This is a genomic window from Leptolyngbya sp. AS-A5 (genome assembly GCF_039962495.1).
Taxonomy (GTDB): domain Bacteria; phylum Cyanobacteriota; class Cyanobacteriia; order Leptolyngbyales; family Leptolyngbyaceae; genus Leptolyngbya.
In genome coordinates this window covers 155460-168928 of sequence record NZ_JAMPLL010000008.1, presented here as the reverse complement: position 1 = coordinate 168928, position 13469 = coordinate 155460, and the positions used below count along the sequence as shown (strand labels likewise).

The window sequence follows — 13469 nt, the reverse complement described above, 5'->3', positions numbered from 1 at the left end:
AGCATCGAAGCCAAGAGGTTACGCAACAGACAAAAACCATCTGCAACTCAAACGTTTCGATATTCACTTACACACACATTCTGTACAAGGAGTTTCATCATGGCAAAGAGCCTAGAACAATTCAATCAAGTTCTTCTGAACGACTCGACGATTCAAGAGCAACTGAAGGTTTCAATTGACCAAGCAGGGTTTGCAAAGCTGATGGTTAAGCTAGGAGCAGAAAAAGGCTATAGTTTCACCACTGCTGATGTAGAAAAACAGATTTCTGCGGGTCAAGCGCTAGGAGTACGAGATCTCTGCAACGAGGAGTTAGAAGCAGTTGCCGGAGGACTGCAAGCTGCCTATACCGGAGGCTGTGATGGTCGGGGCTGGACAAGTTTGTTTGGTTGGTGCCGCGAAAACTAATCGATCGAAGATCGAGCAGTAGATATCCCTCGATCTTTCCTTTCTCCCCAAGAAGCTTGTTTATCTAATTGACTGACATACCCATTCTGTACAAGGAGTTTCATCATGGCAAAGAGCCTAGAACAATTCAATCAAGTTCTTCTGAACGACTCGACGATTCAAGAGCAACTAAAATTTACGGCTGATCAAGCAGGATTTGCAAAACTCATGGTTGAGCTAGGAGCAGAAAAAGGCTATAGCTTCACCACTGCTGATGTAGAAAAACAGATTTCTGCGGGTCAAACGGTAGAAGTGCGAGATCTCTGCAACGAAGAGTTAGAAGCAGTTGCCGGAGGATTGCAAGCTGCCTATACCGGAGGCTGTGATGGTCGGGGCTGGACAAGTTTGTTTGGTTGGTGCCGCGAAAACTAATCGATCGAAGATCGAGGGGTATCTACTCCTCGTTCTCTTCCCAAGAAACCTGCCTATCTATTGGAGACTTAATCGAAGAGGATCTGACCTATGCCCTGCTCTATGGAAGACTATTTAAATGTTGTCGTTCCTTATCTCCCGTCGGAGTTGGTTTCTGACTCAGCACTCTCTAATATTCGAGCATTATCCAAAGTGCTTCCACCCTTTTCCCTTGCGGGATTTGAGTCACGTTTAGGAACTGCCCAACCTGTTGTAGATCTATTAGTCAGATTTCCTCGATTGAAGTTGCCGCTACCGCAAGCGTTTCTAGCTCATTCTGCTTGGCGATCGCTGCACAATCTCTGTCAAGCCTGGGTGCAACCCAGCTCTGAACTCTACGATCAACTGCAACACATTTGGTTAGAATTTGACCTTGATCGCCCTCCTGCATCAGTTCCCATTCCCTGCCTATTTCTATCTCTCAGCGATACTGTTAAAGATGCGCGATCGCTCGTTAAGTTAGCTCACCGCCTTCCAGAACACACTATTTCCGCTAGCATTGCTGCAAATCTCACCCGATGCGCTCATGCCTTGCCCGCCAATGCCCGAATTGAACATTTAGGAGCAATGTTATCTCGTCCCAACCAGGCAATTCGCGTTGTTGTAAGCGGAATTCGGCTCCAGCAAATCCCAGAGTATCTCACCAAGATTGGCTGGCATGATTCTACAAACCGTCTTACAGCATTAATTTCAAATCTACTGGAACGAGTCGATTCTGTTGCAATCCTTGATCTCGATGTAGGTGAACAAATCTTGCCAAAAATTGGTATTGAGTGTTTTAATCGTCAACCCTCGCCGCACCCTAGACAACAACAATTTCTAGACTATCTGGTTGGACAAGAACTATGCACCCTGGAGAAACAAGCTGCGATCGCACAATGGACTGGTCTCTCTCAAAACATTCCTCAAAACGATGCTGCACCCACCAACCTCATGTGGGGAGATTTATTCTTGCGGGGTAAAGCACACAGCATTTTCTGGCGCAGCGTTAGCCATATTAAATTGAGCTATCAACCTGAACAGCCACTAGATGCCAAGGCATATCTTGCTTTTGGTCACAATTGGTTCGATGCTAGCGTCCCCCTCTCTGCCTGAGCTTCAATCTATGAAATACTATAACGTTCGTCAGCATAGCCAGGAAGACTGTGGAGCCGCTTGTCTTGCCTCGATCACCAAAGTCTACGGCAAAACTTTCACTCTTGCACATGTGCGGGAAGCGGTTGGGACAGGACAGTTGGGAACAACGCTCTTGGGCTTAAAACGGGGTGCTGAAACGCTAGGATTCAAAGCACGAGCTGTTCAAGTCCAACCCGAATCGCTCCGCTCGATCGCAACATTTCCCTTGCCTGCGATCGTGCATTGGAAGGGGTGTCATTGGGTGGTGCTGTACCAGCAGCGCGGCAAGCGATTTGTCATTGCCGATCCTGCGGTAGGCATTCGCTATCTTTCCCAATCCGAACTCAGATCGGGCTGGACTGATGGAGTGATGTTACTGCTAGAGCCAGATTTAGAACTTTTCTTGGCGCAGTCCGATGATGCAACAGGGGGCTGGAATCGTTTTCTCAAAAATACTTGGGAACATCGCCAGTTGATTGCAACAGTGCTAGTGACGAATCTCTTTTTAGGCATTCTCTCGCTCTCGGCTCCGTTCCTGATGCAGATTCTTACTGATGATGTGTTGATGCGAGGGGACTTGAAACTGCTCGCGATCGTCGCGATCGCAGTCATTGTTCTCAACTGTATTAGCAGCAGTTTAGGATACATTCAGTCCTTGCTGATTGCTCACTTTACTCAGCGGCTAGAACTGGGGCTAGTGCTAGATTTTAGTCGGCAACTGTTGCGGTTACCTTTGCAGTATTTTGAAACTCGGCGGAGTGGAGAAATTGTGAGCCGCTTGCGCGATATTCAAGAGATTAATCAACTCGTGGGTCAAATTGTTGTGGGGTTGCCAAGCCAGTTATTTATTGCGATCGTCTCTCTGGGATTAATGTTGCTCTATAGTGCAAAACTGACAGCCGTTGCCTTGGGTCTTGCGGTAGTCATGATTCTTTCAACGGTGATGTTAGTTCCACTGTTACAGGAGAAAACGCGCAGTCTATTGGTGCTGGAAGCAGAAAATCAAGGGATTCTTGTCGAAACGTTCAAAGGGGCACTGACCCTGAGAACGCTCAATGCTGCTCCTCAATTTTGGGATGAATTGCAAAGCCGATTCGGGCGACTCGCAAATCTAACATTTCGGACACTTCAAATTGGAATAATTAATCGCGCACTCTCTGGTTTTGTCTCTGCTGTAAGTAGCATCATCTTACTCTGGTTTGGCAGTTCATTTGTAATTGCGAATGAACTAACTATTGGGCAACTCATTGCTTTTAATAGCATGAACACTAATTTCCTCGCATTTATTGCTGCATTGCTTGGAGTCATTCATGCTTTGGTTCAGGCACAAACAGGTGTGCAGCGCTTAACCGAAGTCATTGCAGCCACTCCTGAAGATTTTGATGCGTCTAAAAAACCTGCTGCAACGCTCTCGCCCACAGCAGATATTGTTTGTAGCCATCTCACATTTAACTATCCGGGTCGGCTAGAGCTATTAGAAGATTTCTCACTGACTATCCCAGGCGGGCAAACGATCGCGCTCATCGGCAAATCAGGTTGCGGCAAGAGTACGCTTGCAAAACTGATTGCCGGACTCTATCCAGTGCAATCGGGCAACTTACGCATCGGCTTATACAATCTGCAAGATCTATCGCTCGCCTGTGTGCGGCAACAGATTGTTTTAGTGCCTCAAGATGCCCATTTCTGGAGTCGCTCTATCTTAGAAAATTTCCGCCTTGCGGCTCCTCAGGCGACCTTTGAGCAGATTGTGCAAGCTTGCCGCATTACCGAAGCCGATCAATTTATCAGTCAACTTCCGGATAAATACCAAACGGTGTTGGGTGAGTTTGGTGCCAATCTTTCTGGAGGGCAACGGCAACGACTCGCGATCGCACGCGCCTTGTTAAGTGATCCGCCGATTTTGATTCTAGATGAATCAACCTCTGGACTCGATCCAGTCAGTGAGTCGCAAGTATTAGATCGCCTCCTGCTGCATCGAACTGGTAAGACGACTATCTTAATTAGCCATCGTTCCAAGGTCATCGATCGCTCAACCTGGATTGTGTTTTTAGAGCAAGGCAAGCTCAAACTGCAAGGCTCACTCAATCGCTTGCGATCCACACCAGGCAGTCATCTAGAGTTTTTATCTCCTGCTGAAAAAAGTATCGAATTGATGAATGGAGTCCTCCGATGACCCAGGAACAATTAAATGAAAAATACAATGGGTTACGACCTGCTTACAGTGACGAATTTCTTCCTCCCATTGCACGATCGCTGAAATTCGGTGCATTCATATTGCTGGGACTGTTGAGTGTTGCGATCGCTCTAGCAGCAACCGTTAAGTACAGCGTTGCGATCAAAGCTGAGGGAACAGTTGTGCAGCAGAAAACGCGGAGCGCAGGTCAGAGGCCCTCTCCTGTAAGAATCAAAGCTTATATTGCAGCCCAAGATCGCTATGGCGTGGCGGTGGGTCAGGCGGTACAACTGCGGGTGGATGCCTGTCCTTACTCCGACTATGGACTGCTAAAAGGAACAGTTCAGTCGCTATCCTCTGATGAAGTTTCGATCGCACCTCGCAATGCTGAAAAAACTGCTCAACCTAGCTATTTTGAAGTTACGATTCGACCGTCAGCAACTTCTTTGACGCGGCGCAACTCCGTCAAAGTTGTGCAAGCTGCTAGTCGAGCTTGTTCAATTCGATCAGGCATGAAGGTAAAAGCGAGCATTCTAGCTCGTGAGGAAACAATCTTAGAATATGTGATGCGTCGAAATGGGTGGTTCTGAATCTGGTATAGAGTCAGAACCTACACCTCATTCTTACCCAACCAATACTTTCCAAAGCAACGCTCGATCGCTCCAGGCAGAGCGCATTAAATTCCAGCGAACTTCATGGGTGGTGTGACCAAATAAGTTCATCATCGTTTGCAACATTTCAGGCGTAGAAAGGGTATTTGCCAGAAAAGCGCTCCACTGCGATCGTGGCAACTGAAAGAAGGAAGCAAAGAAAGCCTGTAGCGTTTGCTCATCAAATCGCATCAAATTCTCTAAGCCAAATAAATAAAGGGTGCGTTTACGCGTCTCATCGCTTGACCACAGCGTTTGCCATGCAGATGTAGCAATTCTCGCGGGAGGATTGTTCAGATTTTCAACAGCGTGGGCGATTGTGTTCGCGACCCCCGGCGCACGTCGGAGCAACGCACCCACCATGTACCCGGATGCAGGATGCACCATACTCGCTGCCCCACCGAACCCGATTACTGACTGTTCGAGAGACGGTAACGGCAAATTCATGGGAAACAAACAGTATTCAACGTGCTGTATCTCTTTCACCTGCACATCCCGAAAGGCAAGCCGCTTCTCTAACCGCTGCTGCAACACCTCAAACGTCACAGCAGGACTGTTTGCCAATGAAGTCTCTTCTACAAAAAAGACATCATTTCCCAGATCCATCGCATAAAGGAAGGTAGGAGGCGCTTTTCGTTCATCAGATGACAGGTGATCTGCCCGATAGTCCATCAAGACAAACTGCTGGGATTCGATCGGCGGCGAGGAGAATCTGCCGACGATGCCGTAGGCTGCCTGGTAAGCGATGCGGTCGCTTTTGGGTCTTTTTAATAGGGCAGGTTTGTGCCCACTGGCATCAACCACAATTCTGGCGGATAAAGCAATTCCTTCTGGGGTTGTGACACAAGAGCGATCGGCGAAATGCTCCAGGGCGGCAGCAGTACCCTGATGCCAAACCATCTTGCCGTGATCGCAGCGTTCCAACCAGTAGTTTTGAAGTTTGACGTTATCGAATAAGCCATATTCTCGCCCAAGCGCGATTTTTTGTTGAGCTGCATAAGCCACACTATTTTGCCAACGGTGGCTCAAAAGATGCGTTAAGTTCATCGGCTCTAATTCATCGCACCAAATCCCATAGGTGTTTGACCACGCAACCGGAGGCGGGACGGGCGCTAAACCTGCAACGTTTAACCCTTCATCACAAAGCGCGGCAGCGATCGCCAGTCCTGCGGGTCCAGAGCCAATCACTAAAGCATCAAACACCAAAATCTAACCTCCACTTCCCGGAACAGAGCTACTTCAATATAATTCAGGCCTGCGATACTAAAACTGTGACAGCCGCCGCGCTTGCTTTCGCTCGCTCTCTAGCCTGCTCCACAGTATTGCCCAGCGCCAAAGCAACCCCCATCCGACGATTCCGATAGGCGCGAGGCTTGCCGAACAGACGGACTTTACTGGTTGGGATCTGCAGTGCTTCGCTAATTCCGCTAAACCGGGGATTATCGCCCGCTGTATTGGCTAGAATCACAGCCGATGCCGCCGGTTGGATCAGGGTAATCTCGCCGATCGGAAGCCCGGTGATGGCTCGCACGTGCAACTCAAACTCAGACATATTCTGGCTTATCAGAGTCACCATCCCGGTATCGTGGGGACGGGGACTGACTTCACTGAAGTATACGGTTTGTGCTGTTTCGCTAGTTCCTTGAATGAAGAGTTCAACGCCAAAGAGGCCCCATCCTCCAAGGGCGGTCGTAATCTTCTCGGCAATCTCCTGACACCGTTCTAGAGTCTGGGGGTGCAGAGCGCAGGGTTGCCAAGATTCTCGGTAGTCACCACCCATCTGAATATGACCAATGGGTGGACAGAAGTGAGTCCCAGAAGCCGAACGAACCGTCAGCAAGGTAATCTCGGTGTCAAAGGGGACAAATCCTTCGACAATGACTCGCCCGCCTTTGGTGCGTCCCCCGGCTTGGGCATACTCCCAGGCAGGTTGAATTTCTGCCTCAGTGCGGACGGTACTCTGACCTTTGCCGGAGGAACTCATAACAGGTTTAACGACACAGGGTAAGCCCAACTCTACGATCGCCTGCTGGTATTCGACTTCTGTTTCAGCAAAGCGATAGGGCGAGGTTTTCAGCCCTAGCTCCTCGGCGGCTAGACACCGAATCCCCTCTCGATTCATGGTGAGCTGAGTCGCCTTCGCAGTGGGAATGACTCGCCAGCCTTCCTGTTCCAGCTCAACTAGGGTCGCTGTAGCGATCGCCTCGACTTCCGGCACAATCAGCCCCGGTTTTTCCTGCTCAACAATCCGCCGCACCTGCGCTCCGTCCAGCATATTGATCACATGCGATCGGTGGGCGACCTGCATCGCGGGCGCATTTGCATAGGCATCGACCGCAATGACTTCTAACCCCAGACGCTGGGCTTCAATTGCAACTTCTTTGCCCAGTTCGCCGGAGCCAAGCAAAAGAAGCCGTTGAGCAGTGGGGGTCAGGGATGTACCCCAAGACGACAGATCGGTCATGATGAAACACTGAAGAAGGTTTGCTTTCTCTTCATTATCTAGTAAAGGGGGAGGTCAGTGGACAATCGCCGCATACGGTTTGAGCAGAATTAGATCGGTGCTGAGGTTTGCTACGCTTTCCGAGCGCGATCGACAATGGCTGGAGACACTCTTAAATTGCAGGCTGTCAGGCTAATCTAAGAGATGGGACTGCCTTTTGTGAGACTGCCTTTTGTGGGCGAAATAGCGACTTAAATCTTTGCTCCTGATTATATAAATCACAATCATTGCGCTAAGAGCAGACAGGATCAAACTCCCAATTAGCAGAGCAGTAGAAAGCTTTGAACTCAGTGCCACCACCATTGCAATTAGAAGCACAACCAGCACACTACAAATTCCAATCAGCAACCACTTTGCCCATTTTCGTCCTTGTAGAACAAAGTACATCACGACAAGCGTAAATAAGATGCGACCAATCGCCCATCGATCCTTTGCCAGGATCACTAAGGCACTATCCAGAACGCAGAGCAGTACGAACATTACGAGTAATCGATTGCGAGCTTGCAGTGCAGGTTGATCAAGCTGGAGCATGGTTTTAGTAACCAAAGTGAGGACATTGATCGTTACTGTACGACAGGATGAGTCTCCTGATCGTGCTGCCGATCAAAAATGATCCTTCAGGTGAGTAAAGCGATCGAAATAGCTCAAAAGGGATCATCTTGAACATTATGGAATGTGGAGTAGAGGAACATCAGCTCACACAGCTTTACAGCAGTCGGAGTTTAACAGTGCATCCGATCGTTAATTAGTTTTTAGCAAGTTAAATTATGATTCAATTCACCACGCATTTCTAAGCATTCCGTTTGAGCAATGGTCTGAGGCGTGTTGCAGAATTCAAACAGTCTTAGAACACCACTACCTGCCACCGTTGACGGTTGATTTAGGCTATATCAAAGGGTAAATCCGATGACAATTGTTAAAAATTAACTCAGAAACTTGATGGTGACTGTCTAATTAACTAAAGTGAAGTTAACGATTCTATGAGCGATTTTGGAGATATGTAAAGTTGTACTGAATACGATAACAAGTAATATTGTTCTCAATTTGAATTAGTTTAACCCGATCGCCTCAGGATCATTGCTTCGCGCTTCACCTACAAAAGTGACCTGTGAGATAAGGATTAAATGCTATGAAACATCGAGAAGGAACTCTTGCCGGATGGCAGGGGGTGAATCTCTATTATCAAAGTTGGCATCCTGACAAACCGAGTCAGGCAGTTGTAACGTTAGTTCATGGATTGGGTGGACACAGTAATGTGTTTCAGACTGCGGTGGAGTATTTACTCCCTCAAGGCTATGAAGTCTATGCTTTCGATTTACGTGGGCATGGACGATCGGCGGAACAACGAGGACATATCAATGCTTGGGCGGAGTTTCGAGAAGACTTACGCATCTTTCTGCGCTTTGTGCGATCGCAGCGTACAAGTTGCCCGCTCATTCTATGGGGACATAGCTTGGGGGGAACGATCGTGCTGGATTATGTCCTGCGCTCTCCCGACGAAATTCAAGGCTTGATTGTGACGGCTCCTGCATTGAGCAAAGTCAGCGTTTCTCGCACGAAACTCGCGATCGGGCGATTGATGTCGCGATTTGTGCCGAGATTTAGCTTACGGCTTGGGATTCACCACTATGTTGGATCACGCAATCCAAAAGTCGTCGAAGCTTATCGACAAGACCCGTTGCGGCATGAGTATGGCAGCGCTCGACTTGCAACCGAGTATTTCTCAACGGTTCGCTGGATTTATCGTCATGCGTCTGAATTGAAAATTCCGCTGTTGATTCTGCATGGAAGTAGCGATCGGGTCACTTTGCCTGAAGGCAGTCGTCTCTTTTTCCAAGAGGTGATTTTTCCAGATAAAGAACATCGGGAATATCCGGGCAGTTATCACGATCTATTCGTGGATACGGACTATGAACTGGTGTTTTTAGATCTCGAAAACTGGTTGAAACGGCATTTGATTGGGGCAAAGACTTGTCAACCGTTTTTAACTGAAGCTTGAGCGTGATTCACTGATGGAGGAGAAGAATTATTTTCTTCTTGGAGACGATGATTGATGCTGAGAAACTTAATCCAGAAACCGCTCTGTTAGGACATACTTTACCATCATTGTTATCAGATGCCTGCAATCTGCGCCCGAATGCAACTGCATTGAATCAATGGACAGATGCAGGATGGCGATCGCTCTCGAATCGAGCTTTTCAAATGCAGGCGGAAGCCCTCGCGCTAGGCTTGCTCGATCTCGGATTGATGCGGGGCGATCGAGTGGCGTTGTTAATGTCGAGTGATGTGAACTTTGCGATCGCAGATATGGCATGTGCGATCGCCGGATTGATTGATGTCCCGATTGATCTGACTCAAACCCCGGAAACGATTGTTTTAATTTTGAAACAAAGCGGCTCAAGGGCGTTGATCGTTTCAAATCTAGATTTGCTTCAGCAGGTGCTACCTTACCTTGATCCGCTGAAATATATTCTTTTAGCTGAAGTTCCCGAAAACTGGCGATCCAATGATCCACAGCGCCTCTACTCGTTTGATCAAATCAGTTGCGTGACGCATTCGATTGATCGAGTCAATATGCTGTATCGATTGCTTTCTCCGCAAGACTTAGCAACGATCGTGTATGTCCCTGGAGCCGATGGAGAATGGCTCGGAGTCATGCTCACGCATGAAAGCCTTGCTGGAAATGCCTTGGCTGCGTTCGCAGCTTTATCGCGGCTGCAATGGGGAACAGCAGAAATTTCTCTTTCATTTCTGCCCCTAACTCATGTGTTCGCTCGATGCCTGATTTATGGTCATTTTTACTATGGACATACGATTTATTTCTCGACTGCCAATCGCGTGTTTAAACATCTGCAAGAAGTCAAGCCCACGATTCTGGCAACTGTTCCTTTATTGCTAGAGCGGCTTTATAGCAAAACGTTGGAACAGTCGGAGAAATTGACTTCTAAGCGGGAACGAATTGCATTTAAGCTGGCATTGCAGCTAGCAAAACGACATCAGCTTGGACAGTCAAGAATTGATCCGCTATTGCAGAAATTTGTAGCTCGGTTTGGGTTGTCACGGTGGCGATCGCTGTTTGGAAATCGATTAAAGTATGTGCTTTGTGGTGGGGCAGCGTTGAAGCCAGAGCTAGCGACCGTGTTTGCGGCAGCGGGCATTGATATCTATCAGGGGTATGGGTTGACACAGGCAAGTGCAGTCGTGAGTTGTAATCGCGATCGTGCGAATCGTGCTGGAACAGTCGGGAAAGTGATTCAAGGCGTGGAAGTCGCGATCGCGCCTGATCACGAGATTCTAGTGCGGGGAGCTTATCTGATGCGCGGGTATTATCAAAATCCTAAAGCAACTGAAGCAGCGATCGATCCTGAAGGTTGGCTACATACGGGAGATTTAGGAACGTTGTCAACCGATGGATTTTTGCAAGTGACCGGACAGAAAAAAGCGCTGTTTAAGTTAGCGAATGGAAAGTATGTTGCACCGCATCCGATTCAGGCACGATTAAAACGATCGCCGTTGGTGAAAGATGCGATCGTGGTTGGAGCAGGACAAAAGGTGTGTGGAGTGCTGATTGTTCCAAACATTGAAGCATTGCAGCATCAGAAATTAGTAGGCGATCCAGCAACATTACTTAAGCATCCTTGTGTGCAGCGATTGATGAGCGCGATCGTCGATGAAGCGAACTGCCATCAGCCTTATTGGGCAGCCGTGAAGCGGTTTCGATTAATCAGTGATGCGACGAATTTAACTGAACTGACCAAAGAAATTCGATTGTTGTACAGTGAAGATAAGACTCAAGACGCTTCAGACTTCAATCTTCAAGAGTTAGACTGTCCGATCCTTGCGGTTGAAGCTTGTCCAACCTTTGCTCGATCGCTGAATCCTCGATTTACAACCTCTTAATCGGGAGAATTTTAATCTTATGTTTCAACCATTCCGAACAGTCGCAGTATTAGGCGCAGGTGTGATGGGAAGTCAGATCGCAGCACATCTGGCAAATATTGGATTATCTGTGCATCTTTTAGATATTGCTGCTCCGACTGGAGCGAAAAATGATGTCCTTGAAGGTGCGTTTAAGAAGGCATTGAAACTATCGCCACCGATTTTATTTACGGAAAAGACTGCAAGAAAAATTACACTGGGTAACTTTGATGAGCATTTCGATCGACTGCGTTCGGTTGATTGGGTCATCGAAGCAGTGGTTGAGGATTTGCAAATCAAGCAACAGTTAATGGAACGCTTAGAATCAATTATTCAGCCCGAAACGATTGTTTCGACAAATACCAGTGGATTGCCGATTCGCTGGATTGCTAAAGGACGCTCAGAAGCATTTCGCAAGCGATTTTTAGGAACCCACTTTTTTAATCCACCGCGCTATCTAAAACTGCTAGAACTAATTCCAACTCACGACACGGATGCGGCAGTCCTTGATCGCATGAAATGGTTTGCTGAGTTGTACTTAGGAAAAGGCGTGGTGATTGCCAAAGATACACCGAACTTTATTGCAAATCGGATTGGCATCTTTGTCACGCTATTGGGATTGAAGGCTTGGACTGAGCAAGGTTATTCGATCGAAGAAATCGACACGTTAACCGGAACCCTGATTGGTAGACCTAAATCAGCCACATTTCGGACAGCAGATTTAGTTGGGCTAGATACCTTAGTCGCAGTTGCCGATCATCTCTACCAAGCTGCACCGAAGGATGAGCATCGCGAGATGTTCCGTGTGCCGGATGTGTTGAGAAAAATGGTTGCAACTGGGACATTAGGCGCGAAAAGTGGACAGGGATTTTATAAAAAGCAGCAGGGACAGATTTTATCGATCAATCCGAAAACGTTTGCTTATGAACCTGCTCAGCCATTGAATTTGGGTGAATTGGATCAGATTAACGCTTTACCTTTGCACGATCGCATCCGCAGGCTTTACACCAGTCCGGGACGCGCTGGAGACTTCTTCCGACAAAGCACATTAGAGATGCTGAACTATGGCGCACATCGGATTCCTGAGATTGCCGATGATCCGCATGAAGTCGATCGAGCTATGCGCTGGGGGTTTGGTTGGGAGATCGGGCTGTTTGAACTTTGGGATTTGCTCGAATTTGAACCGGTGTTAGCAGATATGCAAGCTGCACAAATGACAGTGCCTGATTGGGTTAAACCCTCTTTTTATCCAAACGTTGTGATTGAGGAGAAACAACCCGTTTGGCAGAATGCGGAAGCTGCTTTGTTAGACATGGGCGATCGAGTGCTATTGTACGAATTTCGATCGAAAGGAAATACACTAAGCAACAAAGTGCTCGAAGGCTTTGCAGTGGCGCTATCAATGCTAGAGACTACCGACTACAAAGGATTAGTGATCGGGAACAATAGCGATCATTTCTCAGGCGGAGCAAATCTCGTAGAGATGGCAACGATCGCACAAACCGGAAACTGGAGCGCGATCGAAACTTTAATCTCAGGGTTCCAAGGATTACTTCAGCGAATTCACTACTCACCGAAGCCGATCGTCGCAGCAATTCAGGGGCGCGTGTTAGGAGGTGGCTGTGAGTTAGTTATGGCTTGCCCGATCGTTGTTGCAGCGGCTGAAACCTACATTGGACTGGTGGAAGTTGGAGTGGGATTGATTCCGGGGGCGGGGGGACTGATGCGAATGGTCAGTCGAGCCGCAGAACGGTCTGCAACAGAAACGCCAAGCCAGGTTCTACCTTTTTTGAGAACTGCGTTTGAAACGATCGCTACAGCTAAAGTTTCCACCAGTGCCGCAGAAGCACAAATGCTAGGTTTCTTGCCGTGTGATGCACGAATTTTAATCAATGGAGAACATCGATTAGAAGTTGCAAAAGCAGAAGTCCTACATCTCGATCGTATTGGCTATGTTCCACCTGCTCAGAACTGTTCAATTTTCGTACTTGGACAAGCCGGACGAGCTGCGTTAGAACATACGGCTTATGTGTTTGAACAAGCTGGATATGCGAGTGAATACGATCGCTATTTAGCCTCTCGATTAGCGTTTGTGATGACAGGCGGAGAACTAACTGCACCTGCCTTTGTGTCTGAGGATTATCTATTACAACTCGAACGTGAATCATTTGTGCCGCTGCTGCATCAAGCAAAAACTCAGGCACGAATTGCACATTTGCTCAAAACGAAAAAGCCGCTCCGCAATTGAGGAGAA

Annotated in this window: 10 protein-coding genes; 8 read left to right on the top strand and 2 right to left on the bottom strand. The window is 47.8% G+C overall.

Features of this window, described 5'->3' with window-relative positions; genetic code table 11:
- The first annotated feature begins 99 nt into the window (after positions 1–99).
- The 5 genes from NC980_RS12455 to NC980_RS12435 all read left to right on the top strand — a co-directional run bounded on the left by NC980_RS12455 (position 100) and on the right by NC980_RS12435 (position 4734).
- On the top strand, positions 100–405 hold the full coding sequence (locus tag NC980_RS12455; protein ID WP_190375320.1) for a Nif11 family protein: 306 nt from the start codon (positions 100–102) through the stop codon (positions 403–405).
- A 105-nt stretch (positions 406–510) separates the two neighbouring features.
- On the top strand, positions 511–816 hold the full coding sequence (locus tag NC980_RS12450) for a Nif11 family protein (RefSeq protein ID WP_190375319.1): 306 nt from the start codon (positions 511–513) through the stop codon (positions 814–816).
- Between the two features lie 90 nt (positions 817–906).
- Positions 907–1950: a hypothetical protein gene (locus NC980_RS12445; RefSeq protein WP_190375318.1), complete on the top strand. Its 1044-nt coding sequence runs from the start codon at positions 907–909 to the stop codon at positions 1948–1950.
- A gap of 10 nt (positions 1951–1960) precedes the next feature.
- Positions 1961–4144, top strand: a complete 2184-nt coding sequence (locus NC980_RS12440; RefSeq protein ID WP_190375317.1) for a peptidase domain-containing ABC transporter — start codon at positions 1961–1963, stop codon at positions 4142–4144.
- A complete protein-coding gene (locus tag NC980_RS12435; protein ID WP_190375316.1) occupies positions 4141–4734 on the top strand; it encodes a hypothetical protein in 594 nt (197 codons plus the stop codon). Before NC980_RS12440 ends, NC980_RS12435 begins: the two co-directional genes overlap by 4 nt.
- Positions 4735–4767: 33 nt before the next feature.
- Here the strand turns inward: NC980_RS12435 and crtL are convergent, their stop codons facing one another.
- Both crtL and purT read right to left on the bottom strand, forming a co-directional pair.
- On the bottom strand, positions 4768–5997 hold the full coding sequence (gene crtL / locus NC980_RS12430) for a lycopene beta cyclase (protein ID WP_190375315.1): 1230 nt from the start codon (positions 5995–5997) through the stop codon (positions 4768–4770).
- A 46-nt stretch (positions 5998–6043) separates the two neighbouring features.
- Positions 6044–7258 carry a formate-dependent phosphoribosylglycinamide formyltransferase gene (purT, locus tag NC980_RS12425; protein ID WP_190375314.1) on the bottom strand — a complete coding sequence of 405 codons (1215 nt, stop codon included), beginning with the start codon at positions 7256–7258 and terminating at the stop codon, positions 6044–6046.
- A gap of 1168 nt (positions 7259–8426) precedes the next feature.
- Here purT and NC980_RS12420 point away from each other — a divergent pair.
- From NC980_RS12420 to NC980_RS12410, 3 genes are read left to right on the top strand one after another with little or no spacing between them, the layout of a single operon-like run.
- Positions 8427–9296 (top strand): alpha/beta hydrolase, encoded by an 870-nt coding sequence (locus tag NC980_RS12420; RefSeq protein WP_190375312.1) that lies wholly within the window; start codon positions 8427–8429, stop codon positions 9294–9296.
- Positions 9297–9343: 47 nt separating this feature from the next.
- Complete coding sequence (locus NC980_RS12415; RefSeq protein ID WP_190375311.1) at positions 9344–11197, top strand: AMP-binding protein; 1854 nt, start codon at positions 9344–9346, stop codon at positions 11195–11197.
- A 19-nt stretch (positions 11198–11216) separates the two neighbouring features.
- Positions 11217–13463, top strand: a complete 2247-nt coding sequence (locus tag NC980_RS12410; protein ID WP_190375310.1) for a 3-hydroxyacyl-CoA dehydrogenase/enoyl-CoA hydratase family protein — start codon at positions 11217–11219, stop codon at positions 13461–13463.
- Positions 13464–13469: the final 6 nt, after the last annotated feature.

What these genes read in the sequence shown, in the direction of transcription:
- NC980_RS12410 (WP_190375310.1), top strand. Translation starts at nt 11,217, where the DNA reads ATGTTTCAACCATTCCGAACAGTCGCAGTATTAGGCGCAGGTGTGATG.
- NC980_RS12440 (WP_190375317.1), top strand. Translation starts at nt 1,961, where the DNA reads ATGAAATACTATAACGTTCGTCAGCATAGCCAGGAAGACTGTGGAGCC.
- NC980_RS12455 (WP_190375320.1), top strand. Translation starts at nt 100, where the DNA reads ATGGCAAAGAGCCTAGAACAATTCAATCAAGTTCTTCTGAACGACTCG.
- NC980_RS12450 (WP_190375319.1), top strand. Translation starts at nt 511, where the DNA reads ATGGCAAAGAGCCTAGAACAATTCAATCAAGTTCTTCTGAACGACTCG.
- NC980_RS12445 (WP_190375318.1), top strand. Translation starts at nt 907, where the DNA reads ATGCCCTGCTCTATGGAAGACTATTTAAATGTTGTCGTTCCTTATCTC.
- purT (WP_190375314.1), bottom strand. Translation starts at nt 7,258, where the DNA reads ATGACCGATCTGTCGTCTTGGGGTACATCCCTGACCCCCACTGCTCAA.
- NC980_RS12415 (WP_190375311.1), top strand. Translation starts at nt 9,344, where the DNA reads ATGATTGATGCTGAGAAACTTAATCCAGAAACCGCTCTGTTAGGACAT.
- NC980_RS12435 (WP_190375316.1), top strand. Translation starts at nt 4,141, where the DNA reads ATGACCCAGGAACAATTAAATGAAAAATACAATGGGTTACGACCTGCT.
- NC980_RS12420 (WP_190375312.1), top strand. Translation starts at nt 8,427, where the DNA reads ATGAAACATCGAGAAGGAACTCTTGCCGGATGGCAGGGGGTGAATCTC.